General features: G+C 36.2%; 17 protein-coding genes and 1 pseudogene. 14 read left to right on the forward strand and 4 right to left on the reverse strand.

The window, feature by feature from the left end; all coding sequences use genetic code 11:
• Positions 1–75 precede the first annotated feature (75 nt).
• Positions 76–273: a DUF4083 domain-containing protein gene (locus ABH959_RS02790; RefSeq protein WP_002086113.1), complete on the forward strand. Its 198-nt coding sequence runs from the start codon at positions 76–78 to the stop codon at positions 271–273.
• 30 nt (positions 274–303) lie between these two features.
• Positions 304–765, forward strand: a complete 462-nt coding sequence (locus ABH959_RS02795) for an NUDIX hydrolase (protein ID WP_078204809.1) — start codon at positions 304–306, stop codon at positions 763–765.
• A 44-nt stretch (positions 766–809) separates the two neighbouring features.
• Here ABH959_RS02795 and nadE read toward each other — a convergent pair whose 3' ends face one another.
• Positions 810–1,628: an ammonia-dependent NAD(+) synthetase gene (nadE, locus tag ABH959_RS02800; protein ID WP_002064947.1), complete on the reverse strand. Its 819-nt coding sequence runs from the start codon at positions 1,626–1,628 to the stop codon at positions 810–812.
• A gap of 264 nt (positions 1,629–1,892) precedes the next feature.
• Between nadE and ABH959_RS02805 the strand changes: the two genes are divergently transcribed.
• The 4 genes and pseudogenes from ABH959_RS02805 to ABH959_RS02820 all read left to right on the forward strand — a co-directional run.
• The gene (locus ABH959_RS02805; RefSeq protein WP_113938262.1) at positions 1,893–3,773 is read left to right on the forward strand and encodes an ABC transporter permease; all 1,881 of its coding nucleotides are present in this window, start codon (positions 1,893–1,895) and stop codon (positions 3,771–3,773) included.
• A gap of 119 nt (positions 3,774–3,892) precedes the next feature.
• Positions 3,893–4,180, forward strand: a complete 288-nt coding sequence (locus tag ABH959_RS02810; RefSeq protein ID WP_002012401.1) for an AbrB/MazE/SpoVT family DNA-binding domain-containing protein — start codon at positions 3,893–3,895, stop codon at positions 4,178–4,180.
• Between the two features lie 334 nt (positions 4,181–4,514).
• Positions 4,515–5,465 carry a serine protease gene (locus tag ABH959_RS02815; RefSeq protein WP_404492249.1) on the forward strand — a complete coding sequence of 317 codons (951 nt, stop codon included), beginning with the start codon at positions 4,515–4,517 and terminating at the stop codon, positions 5,463–5,465.
• Positions 5,466–5,563: 98 nt separating this feature from the next.
• A pseudogene (locus ABH959_RS02820) lies at positions 5,564–5,650 on the forward strand (IS6 family transposase); the annotation flags it as partial.
• 29 nt (positions 5,651–5,679) lie between these two features.
• Here ABH959_RS02820 and ABH959_RS02825 read toward each other — a convergent pair.
• The 3 genes from ABH959_RS02825 to ABH959_RS02835 form a co-directional block, all read right to left on the reverse strand.
• Positions 5,680–6,783 carry an ABC transporter ATP-binding protein gene (locus ABH959_RS02825; protein WP_404492250.1) on the reverse strand — a complete coding sequence of 368 codons (1,104 nt, stop codon included), beginning with the start codon at positions 6,781–6,783 and terminating at the stop codon, positions 5,680–5,682.
• A gap of 403 nt (positions 6,784–7,186) precedes the next feature.
• Complete coding sequence (locus ABH959_RS02830) at positions 7,187–8,050, reverse strand: PucR family transcriptional regulator (protein ID WP_404492251.1); 864 nt, start codon at positions 8,048–8,050, stop codon at positions 7,187–7,189.
• Between the two features lie 69 nt (positions 8,051–8,119).
• On the reverse strand, positions 8,120–8,980 hold the full coding sequence (locus ABH959_RS02835) for an AraC family transcriptional regulator (protein WP_087980278.1): 861 nt from the start codon (positions 8,978–8,980) through the stop codon (positions 8,120–8,122).
• Between the two features lie 169 nt (positions 8,981–9,149).
• Here ABH959_RS02835 and ABH959_RS02840 point away from each other — a divergent pair, with 169 nt between their 5' ends.
• The 8 genes from ABH959_RS02840 (at position 9,150) to nagA (ending at position 18,204) form a co-directional block, all read left to right on the forward strand.
• The gene (locus ABH959_RS02840; RefSeq protein ID WP_404492252.1) at positions 9,150–10,493 is read left to right on the forward strand and encodes a carbohydrate ABC transporter substrate-binding protein; all 1,344 of its coding nucleotides are present in this window, start codon (positions 9,150–9,152) and stop codon (positions 10,491–10,493) included.
• A 69-nt stretch (positions 10,494–10,562) separates the two neighbouring features.
• On the forward strand, positions 10,563–11,453 hold the full coding sequence (locus tag ABH959_RS02845) for a carbohydrate ABC transporter permease (RefSeq protein ID WP_061675429.1): 891 nt from the start codon (positions 10,563–10,565) through the stop codon (positions 11,451–11,453).
• Positions 11,454–11,468: 15 nt separating this feature from the next.
• Positions 11,469–12,458, forward strand: coding sequence for a carbohydrate ABC transporter permease (locus ABH959_RS02850; protein WP_404492253.1), 990 nt, complete (start codon positions 11,469–11,471; stop codon positions 12,456–12,458).
• A 12-nt stretch (positions 12,459–12,470) separates the two neighbouring features.
• Positions 12,471–14,642: a 1,3-beta-galactosyl-N-acetylhexosamine phosphorylase gene (gene gnpA / locus ABH959_RS02855; protein ID WP_404492254.1), complete on the forward strand. Its 2,172-nt coding sequence runs from the start codon at positions 12,471–12,473 to the stop codon at positions 14,640–14,642.
• Complete coding sequence (locus ABH959_RS02860) at positions 14,632–14,799, forward strand: DUF6903 family protein (protein WP_404492255.1); 168 nt, start codon at positions 14,632–14,634, stop codon at positions 14,797–14,799. Before gnpA ends, ABH959_RS02860 begins: the two co-directional genes overlap by 11 nt.
• 108 nt (positions 14,800–14,907) lie before the next feature.
• A complete protein-coding gene (locus ABH959_RS02865) occupies positions 14,908–15,804 on the forward strand; it encodes an ROK family protein (protein ID WP_404492256.1) in 897 nt (298 codons plus the stop codon).
• A gap of 64 nt (positions 15,805–15,868) precedes the next feature.
• Positions 15,869–17,032 (forward strand): SIS domain-containing protein, encoded by a 1,164-nt coding sequence (locus ABH959_RS02870; RefSeq protein ID WP_404492257.1) that lies wholly within the window; start codon positions 15,869–15,871, stop codon positions 17,030–17,032.
• Between the two features lie 23 nt (positions 17,033–17,055).
• Positions 17,056–18,204 (forward strand): N-acetylglucosamine-6-phosphate deacetylase, encoded by a 1,149-nt coding sequence (gene nagA / locus ABH959_RS02875; RefSeq protein ID WP_404492258.1) that lies wholly within the window; start codon positions 17,056–17,058, stop codon positions 18,202–18,204.
• Positions 18,205–18,226 lie beyond the last annotated feature (22 nt).

An 18,226-nucleotide genomic window follows, 5' to 3' on the forward strand; every position in this document is an offset into this window, starting at 1 on the left:
GCTCTTTTTATTATGTATTACTTTAAAAAATCAGAATTATGGGATAAAATAAAAGAGGAAGGATGTAGAATCTGAATGAATTTGTTCGAAAGTAGTATTTTTACATTGATATATACTTGTTTAGTAATCGGACTTATCGTTTTGTTTTTCCTATCATTTACATTGTTTGTTAGAAGGTTATTGCAAAACAGCGCTGCAAAAAAACAACATGTGATTAATATGAATCAGAAGTTAGATCGGATTATTGAATTGCTTGAAAAAGATAAGAAATAGCGATAGAAGATGTATGAAAAGGGGAAGAAGATGGCTAATTATATAAAAGAATTACGTGAAAAAGTAGGGCATGATTATGTTATTTTGAATTTTGCAGGTGGTTGTGTATTTAATGAATTTGGTGAAGTGCTTCTACAAAAAAGAGGAGACTTTAATGCTTGGGGATTTCCAGGCGGTGCAATGGAAGTCGGGGAATCTGCGGCAGAAACTGCGATTCGAGAAATAAAAGAAGAAACAGGATATGATGTGGAAATTGATGAGCTCATTGGTGTGTATACGAAATATTTTCAAACATATCCGAATGGAGATCAGGCACAGGCAATTGTAATATTCTTTAAGTTTTCAATCGTTGGAGGGAATACAAAAATAGACGGTGATGAAACGTTAGATTTGCAGTTTTTCCCTTTAGACAAAATGCCGCCATTGTTTAATAAACAACATGAAGATTGCTTGCAGGATTTATTAGAGAAAAGAGTAGGGGTATATCGTTAACGTATAAAAAAGAAGCTAAATGAGATTAGCTTCTTTTTTATGTTCTATTTCCACCAATCATCAAACATTGACGCTGGTACTTGTCTTTTATGTTCACTCACTTTGTAACGCTTCTCGATCTTTTCAGCAACGTCAGCTGGAACGGATTTACCTTCTAAATAGTCATCTAATTGATCGTAAGTAATGCCTAGCTCTGTTTCATCAGCTTGACCTGGTTTTTCATCTAATAAATCAGCTGTTGGCATTTTTAAGTAAAGTCGCTCGTCTGCACCTAATTCTTGTAATAAATCACGTCCTTGGCGTTTCGTTAATCCCGTTAATGGTAATAAATCTGCACCGCCATCTCCGAATTTTGTGAAGAAACCTGTTACAGCTTCAGCAGCATGATCAGTTCCGATAACGAGTAGCCCTTGTTGTCCGCCGATTGCGTATTGTGTAACCATACGGATACGCGCTTTAACGTTCCCTTTATTGAAATCTGTTAATGATTCGCCTAATAAGTTTTCGTATTGATTTGAGAAAGCATCAACTGTTGAAGCGATATCAAAAGCAACAGACTGATCAGCTTGAATAAATTGTAATGCTAATTGTGCATCATCTTCATCTTTTTGTACTTTGTATGGAAGACGTACGGAGATAAACGTTGCGTTACCACCTTCATTACGAACTTCTTCGACTGCAAGCTGTGCTAAACGTCCTGCCAGTGTAGAGTCTTGTCCGCCGCTAATTCCAAGTACAAATCCTTTTGCACCTGTAGTTTTTAAATAATCTTTTAAGAAATCAATTCGTTTACGAATTTCTACTTTCGGATCAATTACAGGCTGAACATGTAATGCTTTCATAATTTGTTCTTGTAATGTCATTATGTTTTCCTCCTATTCATATTAAAGCGGTAAATAAGTTTATATGTATATTGGTACATACTTCTATCCTTTATTATTTCGCAAAACTAACGAATATACAATAGGATGCGTGTATGAATGTAGTCATTATAATGAAACTGTTTTATATAAGCAATTGTTTAAAACCTTTCAATAATGTAAGGTTTTTGTCATTTGAATCGATGGAAGGTATTTCCGAACTTTACTAATATAAAAGTATAGTTAGTAGAAGGGCGGAGAAGTAGTATGAACATTAGAGAACTCGCATTTCGAAATGTAACGCGAAATAGACGAACATACTCAGCTTATTTTTTGAGTAGTGCATTTGCAATTATGGCCTTTTTTGTGTATTCATTTTTTGCGTTTCATCCGGCATTAAGTGCTGGAGAATTAGGACGGTACGTATTCGTAAGTATGTCTTTTGCGCAGTCTATTATTTACTTATTTACATTCTTCTTTATTTTATATTCAATGGGAATGTTTTTAAAAACGAGAAAGCGTGAACTAGGAATTTTAATGATGCTAGGTATGACGAAATATCAATTAAAGCGTCTTATCTTCTTTGAAAATATAATGATTGGAATAGGGGCAATAATTTTTGGGATTCTTTCAGGTATGTTGTTTTCAGGGATATTAATATTTGTAGCTCCGATGATATTAAAACTAGATATCTCTTTATCCTATTACATACCGATGAAAGCGATTGTTGTGACGAGTATTATGTTTTTCGTATTATTTATGATCATTTCATTGTTTAGTGCAGGAATGGTTCGTAAAAATAAAATTATGAAATTGTTTAGAGGATCAGCAGAGGCGAAGCCAGAACCGAAGGCATCTATAATTTCTTCTATATTAGCAGTAGTATTGCTTAGCGCTGGTTATGCAGGAGCTCTTATGTCACATGGTGCAATGGTATTTATAATGATGATTCCTGTTACAACGGTAGTCATTATTGGTACGTATTTGCTGTACAAGCAGTTGAGCGTCTTTATTATTCGATTATGTAAAAAAAGCAAACGTTTCTATTGGACACAGACAAATATTATTACTTTGTCAGATTTAGCATACCGTATGAGAGATAATGCAAGGATGTTCTTTATTGTAACAATTATTTCAACAGTAGCATTTTCAGCAATAGGTACATTGGTTGGATTTGCTTCGATGACGAAAGAAATTATGGACAGACCAATTGCGTTTCACTATCAGTCTAAGCAAGGTAATAGCAATGAGTCACAGCATCTGAAAATCATTGACGAAGGATTAAAGAAACATAATATAGCAGCTTCAAAAATAAATATTTCATCGAAGAAAACGGAGGAGCAGTCGTTAAGAAGCGCCATTTTTATAAAAGAATCAGATTATAAAGAATATGCAAAGTTAACAGGAGAACCATTTAATACTGTATCAAATAAAGAGGCTTTATTTTTGTCAGTCGAAATACCCGGACCACCGATGAAAGAAAGAAAAGAAATTACTTTACCAAATATGAATGAACCTTTAAATGTGAAAAAAGTCAATACTTCTTCATTAAGTAAAATACTAAGAGGTAATGTGTATGTAATCTCTAAAAATCAATATGATTCATTACAAGATGGATTTAAAGAAGAAAAAGATTATATGTATAAAACACAATCCACGAAAGATGAAATTGAGGTTGGTAAAGAGCTTACGAATCAGATTAAGCCTTATGAAGAACATTCAACGTTTAGTGCAGAAGAGTACGATCAAAATCAAAGTCTACAAATCGCAGGACCCATTTTATTTGTAGGTTTCTTTATTGGTATTGTATTTTTCGTTTGTGCAGGAAGCTTCCTTTACTTCCGTTTATTTTCAGATTTGGAGGACGATACTCGTTTATTTGAAATGATTCGAAAAGTTGGATTGACGAGAGGGGAATTATCGAAAGTAGTCACAATCCGCTTAGCGCTTTTATTCTTCGTTCCAGTTGGAGTTGCAACATTACACGGGGCAGTAGCATTAACTGCGTTAGGACAAATGTTTGAGTACTCACTGTTTAAAGAAAATACAATTGTATTAAGTATTTTCGTAGGTATTCAAGTTGTATACTTCTTAATTATACGATCGCGTTATTTAAAACAATTGAAAGAAAGATTGAATATTCGTTAAATGTGTTTTTTTAACTTTTGTACTATATTTTCTAAAAAGAGTAAGGCATTACCAAATATATAGTGATAAAATGAAAATAGCGAGGTGAAAAAAATAATAGAGAGTAAGGGGGGAGTAACATGAAAGCAACAGGAATTATTCGAAAAGTAGATGAATTGGGACGGATAGTTATTCCTAAAGAATTACGGGATGTATTAGGAATACAAATCAAATCACCACTTGAAATTTTTGTAGAAGAAGACAAAGTCATTTTACAAAAATATCAACCATACAATGCTTGTCAAATAACAGGTGATGTTTCAGATCAAAATATTTCATTAGCAAATGGAAACATTACTGTTAGTATAGAAGGCGCAAAACATGTAATAAAAGAAATTGAGCAGTTTTTGAACAAGAGTAAGATTTAGTCTTAATTTATCCCGCTATTTGTGGGCAGTAAAACTCCCACCTCAAAACTCGGCTGAAGCAAAGAAGTTAGGTGGGAGATCAATTGCCCGTAAACGCCCGATTGGTGAGGGCTAATAATCAGTGGGGGATGAACACCACCCACTGATTATAGTTTCACTTTATATTATTCTATTGAAAAACTGAAAAAGAAAAGGACCATTAATGGTCCTTTTCTTTTGTTTATTGAGAAACATTTGAGAGGAAGGGAAATGGAACGAATAAAACGAATGTTAAATCTAAACGCATTCAATAGTGGTCTGAAATGAAAATAATATATTTTCAGGAGGGATTACGATGAATAGTAGTACAGCGAATAAACAAAAAGGCATTAAATTAATTCCGTTTACTGTAAATAAAGTAGTTGAACAAGTAAATGAAATTCCACCAGGTGTACAATTGATTCATGCTCCGCAAGTATGGGAAAAGAGCGCGAAAGGAAAAGACATTGTCGTTGCTGTTTTAGATACAGGTTGTGATGTAAATCATGTAGATTTAAAAGATCGTATTATTGGTGGGAGAAATTTCACAAAAGATTATGAAGGAAATCCCAATATTTATCTTGATAATAATGGGCATGGTACTCATGTATCGGGGACAATTGCAGCGACTGAAAATGGTGTTGGTGTTTTAGGAGTCGCACCACTTGCTAAAATGTTAGTGTTAAAGGTTTTAGCGGGAGATGGTTCTGGGAGTTATGAGCAAATTATTGAGGCCATTCATTATGCAGTAAATTGGAGAGGGCCTAATAAAGAAAGAGTTAGAGTCATTTCAATGTCACTTGGTGGTCCGCAAGATGTACCAGAGTTACATGAAGCTATTCAAAATGCGGTAAAACAAGACGTACTTGTCGTGTGCGCTGCAGGAAATGATGGAGATTGTAACGATGATACGGAAGAATTAGATTTTCCAGGTGCTTATTCTGAAGTAATTGAAGTAGGTGCTGTTAATTTAGAGCGGAAAATTTCATGCTTTAGTAATTCAAATCAAGAAATTGATTTAGTAGCGCCGGGTGATGAAATACTGTCTACCTATCCAGAGGGGAAATATGCGGTATTAAGTGGTACTTCAATGGCGACGCCGCATGTCGCTGGGGCGCTAGCACTTCTCATAAAGCAGTGTGAGAGAGAGTATGGTAGAAAATTATCAGAGCCGGAAATATATGCGCAACTTATAAAAAAGACTGTACCTTTAGGGTATGAACGTACATCTGAAGGGAATGGATTAATAGATTTATTAAAAGAATAGTAATTACTAAAAAACATCTCATATTTATATGAGATGTTTTTTAGTATGGTTCTGTCACGTTTAATACGACATTTAATAATCCAAGGGTCTTCTTCACGAAATGTTTTGACACAGATACTTCTATTCTTTCTGAAGTAGAAGCTATGCATAGGATTAAAAAAGAAGAGATTGATTTACGGGACTAGTCTGTCCCAAATTAGAAAGAATTCATCCATCAATTATTACGTATACGTTGTTCAGTAGCGATATCGAAAAAGTGCGCTTTAGTTAAACTAAAAGCTAATGGAAGTTTATCGGTAGCTTTAATTTCGGAACGAGCGTTGATTCGCGCAACAAAGTTTTGACTCGAAAGTTTTCCATGAATCATAGTTTCAGCACCTAATAATTCAGCAACTTCTACTGTAATTTCGACGGTCGATTCAGGAGAAGATTGAAGGACGATTGGTTCATCATGAATGTCTTCGGGACGAATGCCGAGTATGATTTTTTGTCCATTATACCCTTTATTCTTTAATGTTTTTAGTTGACCATCTGGTACTTTGAATTGAATGTTTTCTATATGAAAATAGCTATCTTGTAATGTCCCGGTAAAGAAATTCATTGCTGGAGAACCAATGAATCCGCCAACAAAAATATTTTCAGGAGTATCATATACTTCTTTTGGAGTACCCACTTGCTGTATGAGCCCATCCTTCATAACAACAAGGCGTGATGCCATTGTCATTGCTTCTGTTTGATCGTGTGTCACATATATAGTGGTCGTATTTAAACGGCGATGAAGTTTAGAGATTTCTGAACGCATACTTACACGTAATTTTGCGTCTAAATTGGATAGGGGCTCGTCCATTAAAAATACTTTTGCGTCACGGACGATAGCTCTTCCTAGTGCAACCCGTTGGCGTTGTCCACCTGATAATGCCTTTGGTTTTCGTTCTAAGTAATCTTCAAGCCCTAAGGTTTTCGCCGCCTCTGTTACTCGGCGATTAATTTCATCTTTTGGAAGTTTGCGTAGTTTCAAGCCAAACGCGATATTATCATAAACAGACATATGTGGGTATAGTGCGTAATTTTGAAATACCATCGCAATGTTGCGATCTTTTGGAGCGACATCATTCATACGCTCTCCATCAATATAAAATGAACCATTGGAAATGTCTTCTAGACCCGCAATCATACGTAGAGTTGTTGATTTTCCACATCCAGAAGGACCGACAAATACGATAAACTCTTTATCTTCAATATGTAAGTTAAAATCAGAAACAGCAGTCGTTTTATTATCATAAACTTTAAAAATATGATCTAATACAAGTTCTGCCATGATTACTCACTCCTTTTCGTTAATTGTTTGAATTATAAGTTTATTTCGGGCGTAGGTAAATTGGCAGAGTGCACAAAAAAATGATAGGTTTTTATGCAAGTTTACAAATTTACGATACGAGAAAGCACCTGTAGGACTTAAGTCCACCTTTAGGTACGGAATGAAAGTATCACTTTTGCGTAGGAAAATATGTTGAAAGGGCTTCAAAGTTATGCGAAAGACGCTAAAATAATGATGTTCTCAGAAAAATGAATATTGTATGAGGTTGCATGGATCAATTTCATTTCGTGCGTAAAACAATATATATCGTCAAGTACAAGAACCTAAAACATAATGAAAATCCAACACTCTATAAGGTAATAGTACCGTAGCTTATGAACCTATATGGCCTTTCATGGGAGTGTCAAGAGATATCTAGAGAAAGAAAGGCCATATAAACTGCTACTGCACCTTCAAAAGTTTTTATATTAATTCCCGTTTTTTCAATGAATTTATCAATTCGATACTGCAAAGTATTACGATGTAAATATAATTGTTTAGCTGCAAGAGATACATTTAAGTTGCATTGGAAGAATGCTTTAACACTGTCTATTAGTTCTTTGTCATTTGAAATGTGTTCCAATAATTGATTCGTGTACTTTTTTCTTTCTTCTTTTGGTAATGAGATCATTAATTGATAAGGGAGCAGTTGTTCAATGTGTGTAATCTTTTGAGATAAATAGGGAGAAAGAACAGAGAATAATTTTCGCTCCCATTGATACAGACGAGCAATTTCAGTTGTTTGCGTATAGTGTCTTCCAATAAAGAAGGATAGAGATATAAAAAAATCTGTTTCTAGTGTATCCAAGGCTGTTTGCAATACAGATTCCGGTATATTTTCTTCTAAGATGAGGACACCTGCTTGCGAAGTTTCCCAAATTATTGTAGTGGCAAAAGAAAACATAGATTGTAAAGCGTCTTGAAATTCTTCTCTCTCTACTATAGGTTGTGTTGTGAAGAAGTGTAAAAAACGAACCGACATTATAGAAATGTTATTATTTTTGTATAATGCTTCATACCATGATTTTTCTTTTTCTGTTTTATAAAATGTATCAGTATGAATGGGCGTTAAGATGGATGAAAGCAATTGATGCTCCCTTTGATGTAATCGGATTTTTCGAATCCCGACTTTGTGTCCTTCAACTAAAAACCAGCTATAATCCTCAGACAACACAGCTTCATTGATTTTGATATCCTCACCATAGTATGTTTTTAATTGTTGAATCATAGGAACACTCTCCTTTCTAAAATAATAGTATCAATATATTAAAGAAATATAGATTCATTGCGATTATCTTTAAAATTTCGCGCTAGAATCTGGTTTGTTTTTGCTAGAATTGATAGTGTTTCTGTATTGTGAAGGAGATAGATTCGTTTCTCGTTTAAATGATTGTGCAAAGAATGATTGGGAAGAAAAACCGGTAATGGTTGAAATATTAGAAATCGAATAGTTGGTAGTTTCTAATAATATTTTGCTTTCTCTAATACGAGTTTGAATTAAGTATTCAATAGGCGAAACACCAACGAATTTCCTGAAGGAATGAGATAAATAATATTTATTAATATGACTGATTCTTGCTAATGTATCCAGACTTATATTTTCGTGAAAATGCTGCTTAATATAGTTTTTAATAAATTCAATATCTTTATTGATTTTTTGAGTAGATGTTTTTTCTACATTAAAAGATTTTTTTCTCATCATTTTAAGTAGTAAAATTTCCAGAATATTTTGTATAATTAAATCGTAATCTTCTTGATGATTTTCCACTTCCTCAATTAATTGCTGAAGGTAGAAGAGGAAGTTCTTTTGATCCTGTTTATAGTTGTGAATAGTGACTTGACTAGGATTTTCTATGGATGAAAAGGACAAACCTTGAATACCAAGTGCGATGTATTCGAGTGGGTGATTCGTATCAGATTTTTCTGTGTGCTCGATATTTGGATTGATGATAATCAAATTGTGCTCTTGGACAGGGATTTCTTCTTTGTAAAAGATAAAAGTTCCTTTGCCCTTGGTAATATACAATAGCTCTGTAAAGTGATGCGCATGAATGGTACTATGCCAATCTTTATCGTATTTTGATTTTGTTATATAAAGAAGTTTTACTGGAAGATGGTTTCGTTGAATTTGTGGAATCTCATATACCTCATTGGACAAATGAATCCCTCCTTCGTAGACTTTTTATCTATGTTATAAAGATTTTAGTGGGATATGCAGTAAAAAGCAAGATATCTAAAAAACAGAACAAGATGTTTATTGTGAAAGCGTTATCTATTTTGTATTCTTTAATTATGAAAGGAAGATTAGGAGATGGGGGTAAATAAAGATGAAAAAAAAGTTATTGTTGTCTGGAATGACAGCTTTGTTATCTTTTAGTTTAATAGCTTGCCAAGGTAATACTACAAAAGTTGATAACTCTAAGGGTGATAAAGGCTCCAGTGAAAAACAAACCCTTCATGTGGCAACACTTGAATCGGCTTATGGTAAAGAGATGTGGAGCAAAGTGATTGACGCATATGAAGCTGCTAATCCAAAAGTTGATGTTAAATTGACAGTGGACAAAAATCTTGAGGATGTCATAGGCTCAAATATGAAAGCAGGAAAGTATCCGGATGTTGTGTTGTTGGCAACCGGGAGAAAACAGGCACTAACAGAAACATTGATTAAAGATAAAGCTTTAGAAGACATTACCGATGTTTTTGATAAGAATGTTTATGGTGAAGATGTTAAAGTCAAAGATAAGTTAGTACCAGGGCTTACTGGTACACCTGCGACTAATCCTTATAATGACGGTAAAATTTATATGGCACCGATGTTCTATAGTCCAACTGGATTATTCTATAATGCTAGCTTATTCAAGGAAAAAGGTTGGGAAGTACCGAAGACTTGGGATGAGATGTGGGCTTTGGGAGATAAAGCGAAAGCAGAAGGAATTTCTTTATTTACTTATCCTACCACAGGCTACTTTGATACATTCTTCTACTCTTTACTATTAGGGGTGGGTGGACCGGAGTTATTTAATAAAGCTATGAAGTATGGAGATGGTGTTTGGGAAACTTCTGAAGCAACAAAATCTTTTGAAATTGTCGGAAAATTAGGAAAATATACAGAACCAACTACAGTTGCGAATGCAAATGATAAAGACTATAAGAAAAATCAACAATTGATTCTTGATAACAAAGCATTGTTTATGCCAAACGGTACATGGGTAGTTGGTGAAATGAAAGAAGCTCCTCGATCTAAAGGGTTTGAATGGGGCATGATGGCTTTACCAACAATTGATGCTAATAGCGACCGTTATGCATTTACTTTCTTTGAACAAATGTGGATTCCTTCGGCAGCTAAAAATAAACAACTTGCTAAAGATTTCATGACGTTTGTTTATTCGGATAAGGCAGCTGAAATTTTTGCTCAATCGAGTGCGATTCAGCCTATCAAAGGCCTTTCTAATAAACTGACAGGTGAAAATAAATCATTCTATAGTATCTATGATAATGGAGTGAAAGTGGGAATAGGTGGATTTGCTGCAACGAAAGCTGTTGAAGGTGTAAGTATGCCAGATACATTATTTAGAACGATTGACAGTGTTATTTCTGGTGATAAAAAGGTGAAGGATTGGCAAAGCTCTGTTGAAAAAGTGAGTGACCAATTACGGTCTGCATTAAAATAAATTAGTTTTCACTACGTACAATGGTGAGTTGATAGTCTCACCATTGTACTTATTAACTGAGGTGATGGCATGAATAAGACAACAGAAAAAAGAATTTTTATTTTTGTTTGTACTGCACCCGCACTAATCCTGTTAGCCATTTTTATGATTGTTCCTACGATTGAGGTATTCAGGATGTCCTTATATAAGTGGGGAGGATTTTCTAATAATAAGGTATTTGTTGGGCTCGATAACTTCAAGATTTTATGGAATGATATGAACTTCTTTCGATCTCTTCAAAACAGTATCGTATTGATTGTTATCGTTACAGTTATTACTATGGTGCTGGCGATCTTGTTTGCCTCTTTGTTAACAAGAGAAAAAATAAAAGGTAAAGGCTTCTTTCGAATTATTTTTTATATCCCTAATATCTTATCCGTTGTAGTTATCGCGGGAATATTTTCTGCAGTTTATGACCCAACTACAGGGTTGTTGAATAATTTACTTGCTCTATTTAACCTTGAAAACCTTCAAAAGATGTGGCTCGGTAATCAAAAAATTGCTATCTACAGCATTGGCGGGGCACTCATTTGGCAAGCAATTGGTTACTATATGGTCATGTATATGGCGGCAATGGCAAGCATTCCCGAAAGTTTTTATGAAGCATCTGCTTTGGAAGGTGCTGGACGGGTCAGACAATTTTTCAGTATTACTTTACCGTTAATTTGGAATAACATGCGGACGACGTTAACTTTCTTCGTTATTAGTACGATTAATTTAAGTTTTCTACTCGTTCAAGCGATGACTGGCGGCGGACCTGACGGATCGACGGAAGTGTTTTTAAGCTACATGTATAAGCAGGCTTATACCAATTCTTCTTACGGTTACGGTATGGCTATTGGGGTGGTCATTTTCCTATTCTCATTCGCATTATCTGCAATTATCAGCGGTGTCACTAAAAGGGAAGTGTTGGAGTATTAAGGAGGTCCAAAAACGATGGAAATACAAAAAGGAATGACTACAGAAACAGCTTATCAAGATCCAAAAACGGTGGAAACCAAAAAAGAAATGATTGTAGAAACAGCTTATCAAGCCCCAAAAACAGTGAAGACAAAAAAAGGAATGACTACAGAAGCAATATATCGCTGTTTTATATATGTTGCACTGATTACGTTAGCAATTTCTATTATTATTCCTGTTGCATGGGTTTTCTTAGCCTCAGTGAAGCAAAATTCAGAATTTTACAGTAGTCCTTGGGCCATGCCGAAAAGTTTCTATTTTCAAAACTTTATCGATGCTTTCCAAAAAGCAAACATGGGTACCTACATGTTGAATTCAATCATGGTAACTGCGTTGGCTCTGCTTATTTTATTGATTGTTGCCTTACCAGCAGCCTATGTGTTGGCAAGATATACCTTTAGAGGAAGTAAATTAATAAATACTTTTTTTAAAGCTGGATTATTCATCAATGTGAACTACATTGTTGTTCCAATTTTCTTGATGTTATTGGACGGAGATACCTTTTTACGAGGCCAACTGGGTGATGGATTTCTACTAGACAATTTATTTATTTTAGCTGTGGTATATGCGGCGACGGCGTTACCATTTACCATTTACTTGCTGTCTAGTTTTTTTCAATCACTTCCATCTACGTATGAGGAAGCGGCGTTGGTCGATGGTGCCGGATATTTCAAAACAATGATTTCAGTCATGATTCCGATAGCTCGGCCAAGTATTATTGCCGTCATTTTATTTAATTTTCTTGCCTTTTGGAACGAATACATTATTGCCTTAACGTTAATCCCGGGACCGAATAAAACGTTACCTGTTGGATTAATGAACTTGATGGCAGCTCAGAAATCTGCTGCGAACTATGGTCAAATGTATGCAGGAATGGTTCTTGTCATGCTGCCAACTTTGATTTTATACATTATTGTTCAAAAAAAATTAACACAAGGAATGTCCCTTGGTGGTTTAAAGGATTAGAGGAGGATTTACATGAAAAAGAAAAAAGGCCGTGTTACTTTACCGAGTGAAGAAAATTTTCTTAAGGAAACAAAAGAATTGATGGAACGATGGGGTGCGGATGCGATTCGCGATAGTGATGGAACGAAACTAGACGATGATATTAAACAATTGGATGCGAAAATTTATACGACTTATTTTGTTGCTCGAGCTCACAATGAGTTCGCAGAGAAGCACATGGATGAATGCCAGCAACTGTATTTAATGAGCTTATTCAATACTGCGCTTACTGACACCCTTGAAATTGATTTTATGAAAGGCTACTTTGAGGAACAATTAAAGCCGGATTACGTTCACAGTCCTAAAAAATACTGGGAGGTTATTGACCGGACAACCGGAGAAGTTGTTGACGTTAATGATTGGGAAGTAAATGAAGAGCAAAATCGTGTTTTGATTACGAAGGCGATTCCTTGGCATGAATATACGGTTTCATTCCTAGTCTATGCGATTTGGGATCCAACCCAAATGTACAATCATATTACTAATAATTGGGGAGATAAGCCGCATGATATTCCTTTTGATGTCAGGCAGCCACATTCCAATGAATTTATGAAAACCTATTTAAAACAATGGCTGACAGAAAATCCAGATACAGATGTGGTTAGGTTTACAACGTTCTTCTATCATTTTACCCTTGTGTTTAATAATCTTGGCAAAGAGAAATTTGTCGATTGGTTCGGTTATGGTGCTAGTGTTTCAGTTGCTGCTTTGGATGCTTTTCAAAAAGAAAAGGGCTATCGCTTAAGGCCAGAGGACATCGTTGATCAAGGCTATTATAATACTGCATTTCGAATTCCAACTCCTGCATATTTAGATTATATAGATTTTGTTCATAAGTTCGTTGCTGAAGAAGCAAAGAAACTTGTGGATATTGTCCATGAAAGTGGAAAAGAAGCAATGATGTTCCTTGGTGATAACTGGATCGGTACAGAACCATATGGGAAATACTTTGAAAATATTGGATTGGACGCAGTTGTAGGCAGTGTGGGCGGTGGAGCCACACTACGTATGATTGCAGATATACCACATGTTCGTTACACAGAAGGGCGGTTCCTACCTTATTTCTTCCCAGATACTTTTTACGAAGGTAACAACCCGACGATTGAAGCGAATGAAAACTGGTTAACGGCGCGAAGAGCTTTACTGCGGAACCCTGTTGATCGTATCGGTTATGGCGGTTATTTAAGTCTAGCTTATCAATTCCCAGAATTTATCTCCTATATTGAAAAAGTTACTGAGGAATTTCGTGAAATTCATGACACGATCAAAGGCGTTCAACCATACAGCGGTCTTAAAGTTGCAATTTTGAACTCTTGGGGCAAGTTGAGAACTTGGCAGACACATATGGTTGCTCATGCACTATGGTATAAACAAATTTATTCTTATTTAGGTGTTTTAGAATCCTTGAGCGGGGCTGCCGTGGAAGTTACGTTCATTAGTTTTGATGATGTCATTAACGATGGGATACCTGAGGATATTGACGTCATTATTAATGCCGGCGATGTGGGCACAGCTTTTTCAGGCGGGGCTAATTGGATTAATGAAAAGTTAGTCACAACAATTAGGGCCTGGATGTATAATGGCGGAGGTTTCATAGGCATTGGCGAACCTACAGCTTATCAGCATGAAGGACATTATTTTCAATTGGCAAACGTCTTAGGTGTTGACAAAGAACTAGGATTCAGCTTATCAACAGATAAATATTTTATTAATCCTGTTGAAAATCATTTTATTTCTGCTGACAGCACCCAATTTGATTTTGGTGAAGGAATGAAAAACATTTATGCGTTATCAGAGGAAACCGAAATAATCGAATATTCAAATGGAGAAGTTCATCTTTCTAGTCATCAGTTTGGAGAAGGGAGATCCGTCTATATAGCAGGGCTGCCATACAGCGAAGAAAATACACGTCTGCTGATGCGTGCGTTATACTATGCTGCCCATAAAGAAGCAGAATTTCACAAGTATCATGCGAGCAACATTTATTGTGAAGTTCATGCATATCCATCTATTCAAAAAACGGCAATTGTTAACAACTCGATGATCGAACAAAAGACAGTTGTATATGACGGACAAGGAAACAGAAAAGAAGTGACGTTGGCACCTAGTGAAATAAGGTGGGAGGATGTTTCAAATGAAGGCTAGCGCTTTATTCATTATTAAAATTGTTGTGTTTATCGTATGTCTGTCTTTGATTATCATCTACCAAAAGACAGCTGGTAAATTCGAACTAGGTATGATGTTGATTGGATTAGCTGGTCTCTTAGGGCTACTTTATAACTACAATCGGAAATACGTATAAATCAACCAGGGCAAGTGGATTGATCAAGGAATCGCATATATATGTTTAACGATAACAATTATAAAACATTACTCAATACTTCAAATACAAACCTAGGGGTGCGGACAAATGAAAAAGGCAGTCGGCATTGATATTGGGGGAACGAAAATTGCAGCGGGAGTCATTTCGGATACAGGCGAATTGCTTGAACGTTCGGAAATAAAAAGTGATCCTTCAGACCGGGAAAAAATGTTTGATAGAGTTGTAGAAGCTGTGGAACAAGTTCTCAGAAAATCATCGATTTCCATCGCTGATATCGAGGGTATTGGTGTTGGGGTACCGGGAAAAGTGGATTACGAGAAGGGAATTGCCGTTTTTCAAAATAATTTACCTTGGAGACAGTTTCCTATTTCAGTCCGTTTGCAGGAACAATTTGGTATCCAGCGAATCACGATTGACAATGATGTCTATATGGCGGCTTATGCCGAATGGAAAGCAGCGCATGTAAAAAAGAATGAAACCTTTGTCTACGTGACTATAAGTACGGGAATATCTTGTTCTATCATTCATAACGGCTCATTTTTTAGGGGAGCAGGATTTGCTGGAGAACTGGGTCTGATTCCTGCCCTCTCGAAGGGAAGCAATGAACGATTAGAAAAAATCGCTGCTGGGCCAGGGATCCAGAGGATAGCTGAAAGGGAATTACAGGTAGATACTATTTCAACCAAGGATGTTTTTGTTGGTTATATAAACGAGGTACCGGAATATCAGTTCATCATCAACGAAGTAACCGACTACTTAGCTCAAGGACTCTATACGATTTCCTGCTTATTGGATCCACACAAAATGGTTTTTGGTGGCAGTGTCATTGTGAAAAACCCTTTTCTACTAGAGTTAATTAAAGCGAAACTGAAAATTTATCAGCTACCTGAACAACAACATCTTTTGGAACAGATGAGCATCAGTACATTGGCACAAAATAATGGAGTTGCTGGTGCAGGGTTACGAGTATTTGAATGTATGTAATAAGGAGTCACCAGTCTTCTTTTATGGAGAGGATGCTGGTAAATAGGTAGAGGAGTGGTCGGATATGTTTACATTAAGTCAAGAAAAATTAGTTTCGTTAGGTGCATCAATAACAACGGCGGAAGTAAAACAGCAGCCTGATTTATGGGCTGAAACCTTTGCTTTATATGCGGAGAAAATCAGAGGGATTGAAGAGTTTTTACAAAAAATAGTAACGAAACACAGCCGGATTCGAGTTATTTTTACAGGCGCTGGAACGTCTGCCTATGTCGGGGATACAGTTACCCCTTATCTAAAAGAAAAGGTGGATGAACAACAATGGGAAATGCTAAGCATTCCGACAACTACGTTGGTTTCAAATCCTTACCAATTTTATAAAAAGGATTTTCCAACCTTACTCGTTTCATTTGCTAGAAGCGGGAATAGTCCGGAAAGTGTTGCTTCCGTGCAATTAGCTGAGCAAATAGTAATGGATTTGTATCAGATAACGATTACTTGTGCGAAAGACGGTAAATTAGCCAAACGGGCGGTAGGGAATGAAAAAAATTTATTGCTATTGATGCCTGAAAAATCAAATGACCAAGGATTTGCTATGACAGGAAGTTATACTTGCATGGCGTTAACGGCATTACTTGTTTTTGATTCTATATCGACTGAAGAAAAATCAAAGATAGTGAAAAAAATTCATCAAATGGGTGAAAGTGTCATTCAAAGAGAAGACGTCATCAAAGAGATAGTAGATTTTGATTTTGACCGAATTATTTACTTAGGTTCTGGTAGTTTAGAAGGCTTAGCGAAAGAATCACAATTAAAAATATTAGAACTGACAGCTGGAAAAATTGTTACCGCATTTGATTCACCACTCGGATTTCGACACGGTCCAAAATCATTTGTAAATGAAAAATCATTAGTTTTTGTGTTTGTTTCTAACCATCCGTATACACGTCAATATGATTTAGATATGTTAAAAGAAATGCAGCAGGACGACATTGCCAGTTATATTTGTGCCATCGAGGTTGATGGAGAAACTAATTATACTGGGAACAGATTTGTATTCGGCAGCGAGGCTCAGTCTGTACCAGATGCTTACTTAGCATTACCTTTTGTCATGATTGGGCAAATAGTCTCACTGTTAACTTCCGTGAAAGTAGGTAATACACCTGATACACCTTCACCGACAGGAACGGTGAACCGTGTCGTCAAAGGTGTTACCATCTACGAATATTAATAACTAGGGTAGGGGAAAAATGCATGTCTATTTTTATCTTTGCAGATAAGTTCTTTCTTGAGGGGAAGGTTGCAGGGCCTGGCTTTTTGGGGATAAAAGGCGGAAAATTCGGTGAATTCTCAGAAGACAGGCCAGAGGAAGCGGCAGAAGTCATTGAGTATGCAGGGCATTGGATTGCTCCTGGTCTAGTAGACACACATATTCATGGATTTAGAAATCACGACATTATGGACAATGATTTTGAAGGACTGAATCAAATTTCAGTAGGACTCCTTTCTTGCGGAGTTACATCCTTTTTACCGACGACCTTAACTTCCTCAACAGAATCGTTGAATAACGTCGTTGAAATGATTGGTGCCAATTACACGAAAGTGCAAGGCTCAAAAATTAAAGGGATCTTTTTAGAAGGGCCGTTTTTTACTGAAAAACATAAAGGGGCACAAAATACGAAATATTTTTGTGACCCATCGGTTGATATGTTGAAAGCTTGGCAGAAATTATCAAATGATTCTATTAAAAAAATTGCGATTGCACCTGAAAGGAAAGGGGCAGCGGAATTTATTGAATACGCTGTAGGAGAAGGGATTGCAGTGGCGTTGGCTCACAGTGACGCAACTTATGAAGAAGCAAAGCAAGCGGTTGAAAAAGGAGCTTCCATTTTTATTCATACTTTCAATGGAATGAGTTCACTACACCATCGTGAGCCGGGGATGGTCGGTGCGGCCATGAATCTAAAAGGTGTTTATGCCGAAATTATATGTGATGGACATCATGTTAATCCTGTTGCCTCAAATATTTTAATGAATGTCCGCGGCAGAGAAAAGGTTGTAATGGTGTCCGATTGTATGATGGCTGGAGGTATGCCTGAAGGAACTTATCAACTAGGAGGATTTCCGGTGAAAGTAAAAGATGGGATGGCTCGTTTGGAAAGCGGAAGTTTAGCAGGGAGCATTTTGCAATTAAAAGATGCTGTCAAAAATGTCGTCGAGTGGGGAATTGCTACACCTGAGGAAGCAATTTACATGGCGAGTACTGCGCCAGCAAAAAGTATTCAGCTCGATGGCGAATGCGGGAAGATTGCCGAGGGATATGCTGCTGACTTTATTGTGATGACGCCATCGATGGATGTAACTGCTACCTACCTTGATGGTGTATGCCGTTTTCAAGCTTAAACAATTTTCTGAAAGAGGGATT

The organism is Bacillus sp. RC51 (assembly GCF_044908115.1).
Classification (GTDB): domain Bacteria; phylum Bacillota; class Bacilli; order Bacillales; family Bacillaceae_G; genus Bacillus_A; species Bacillus_A mycoides.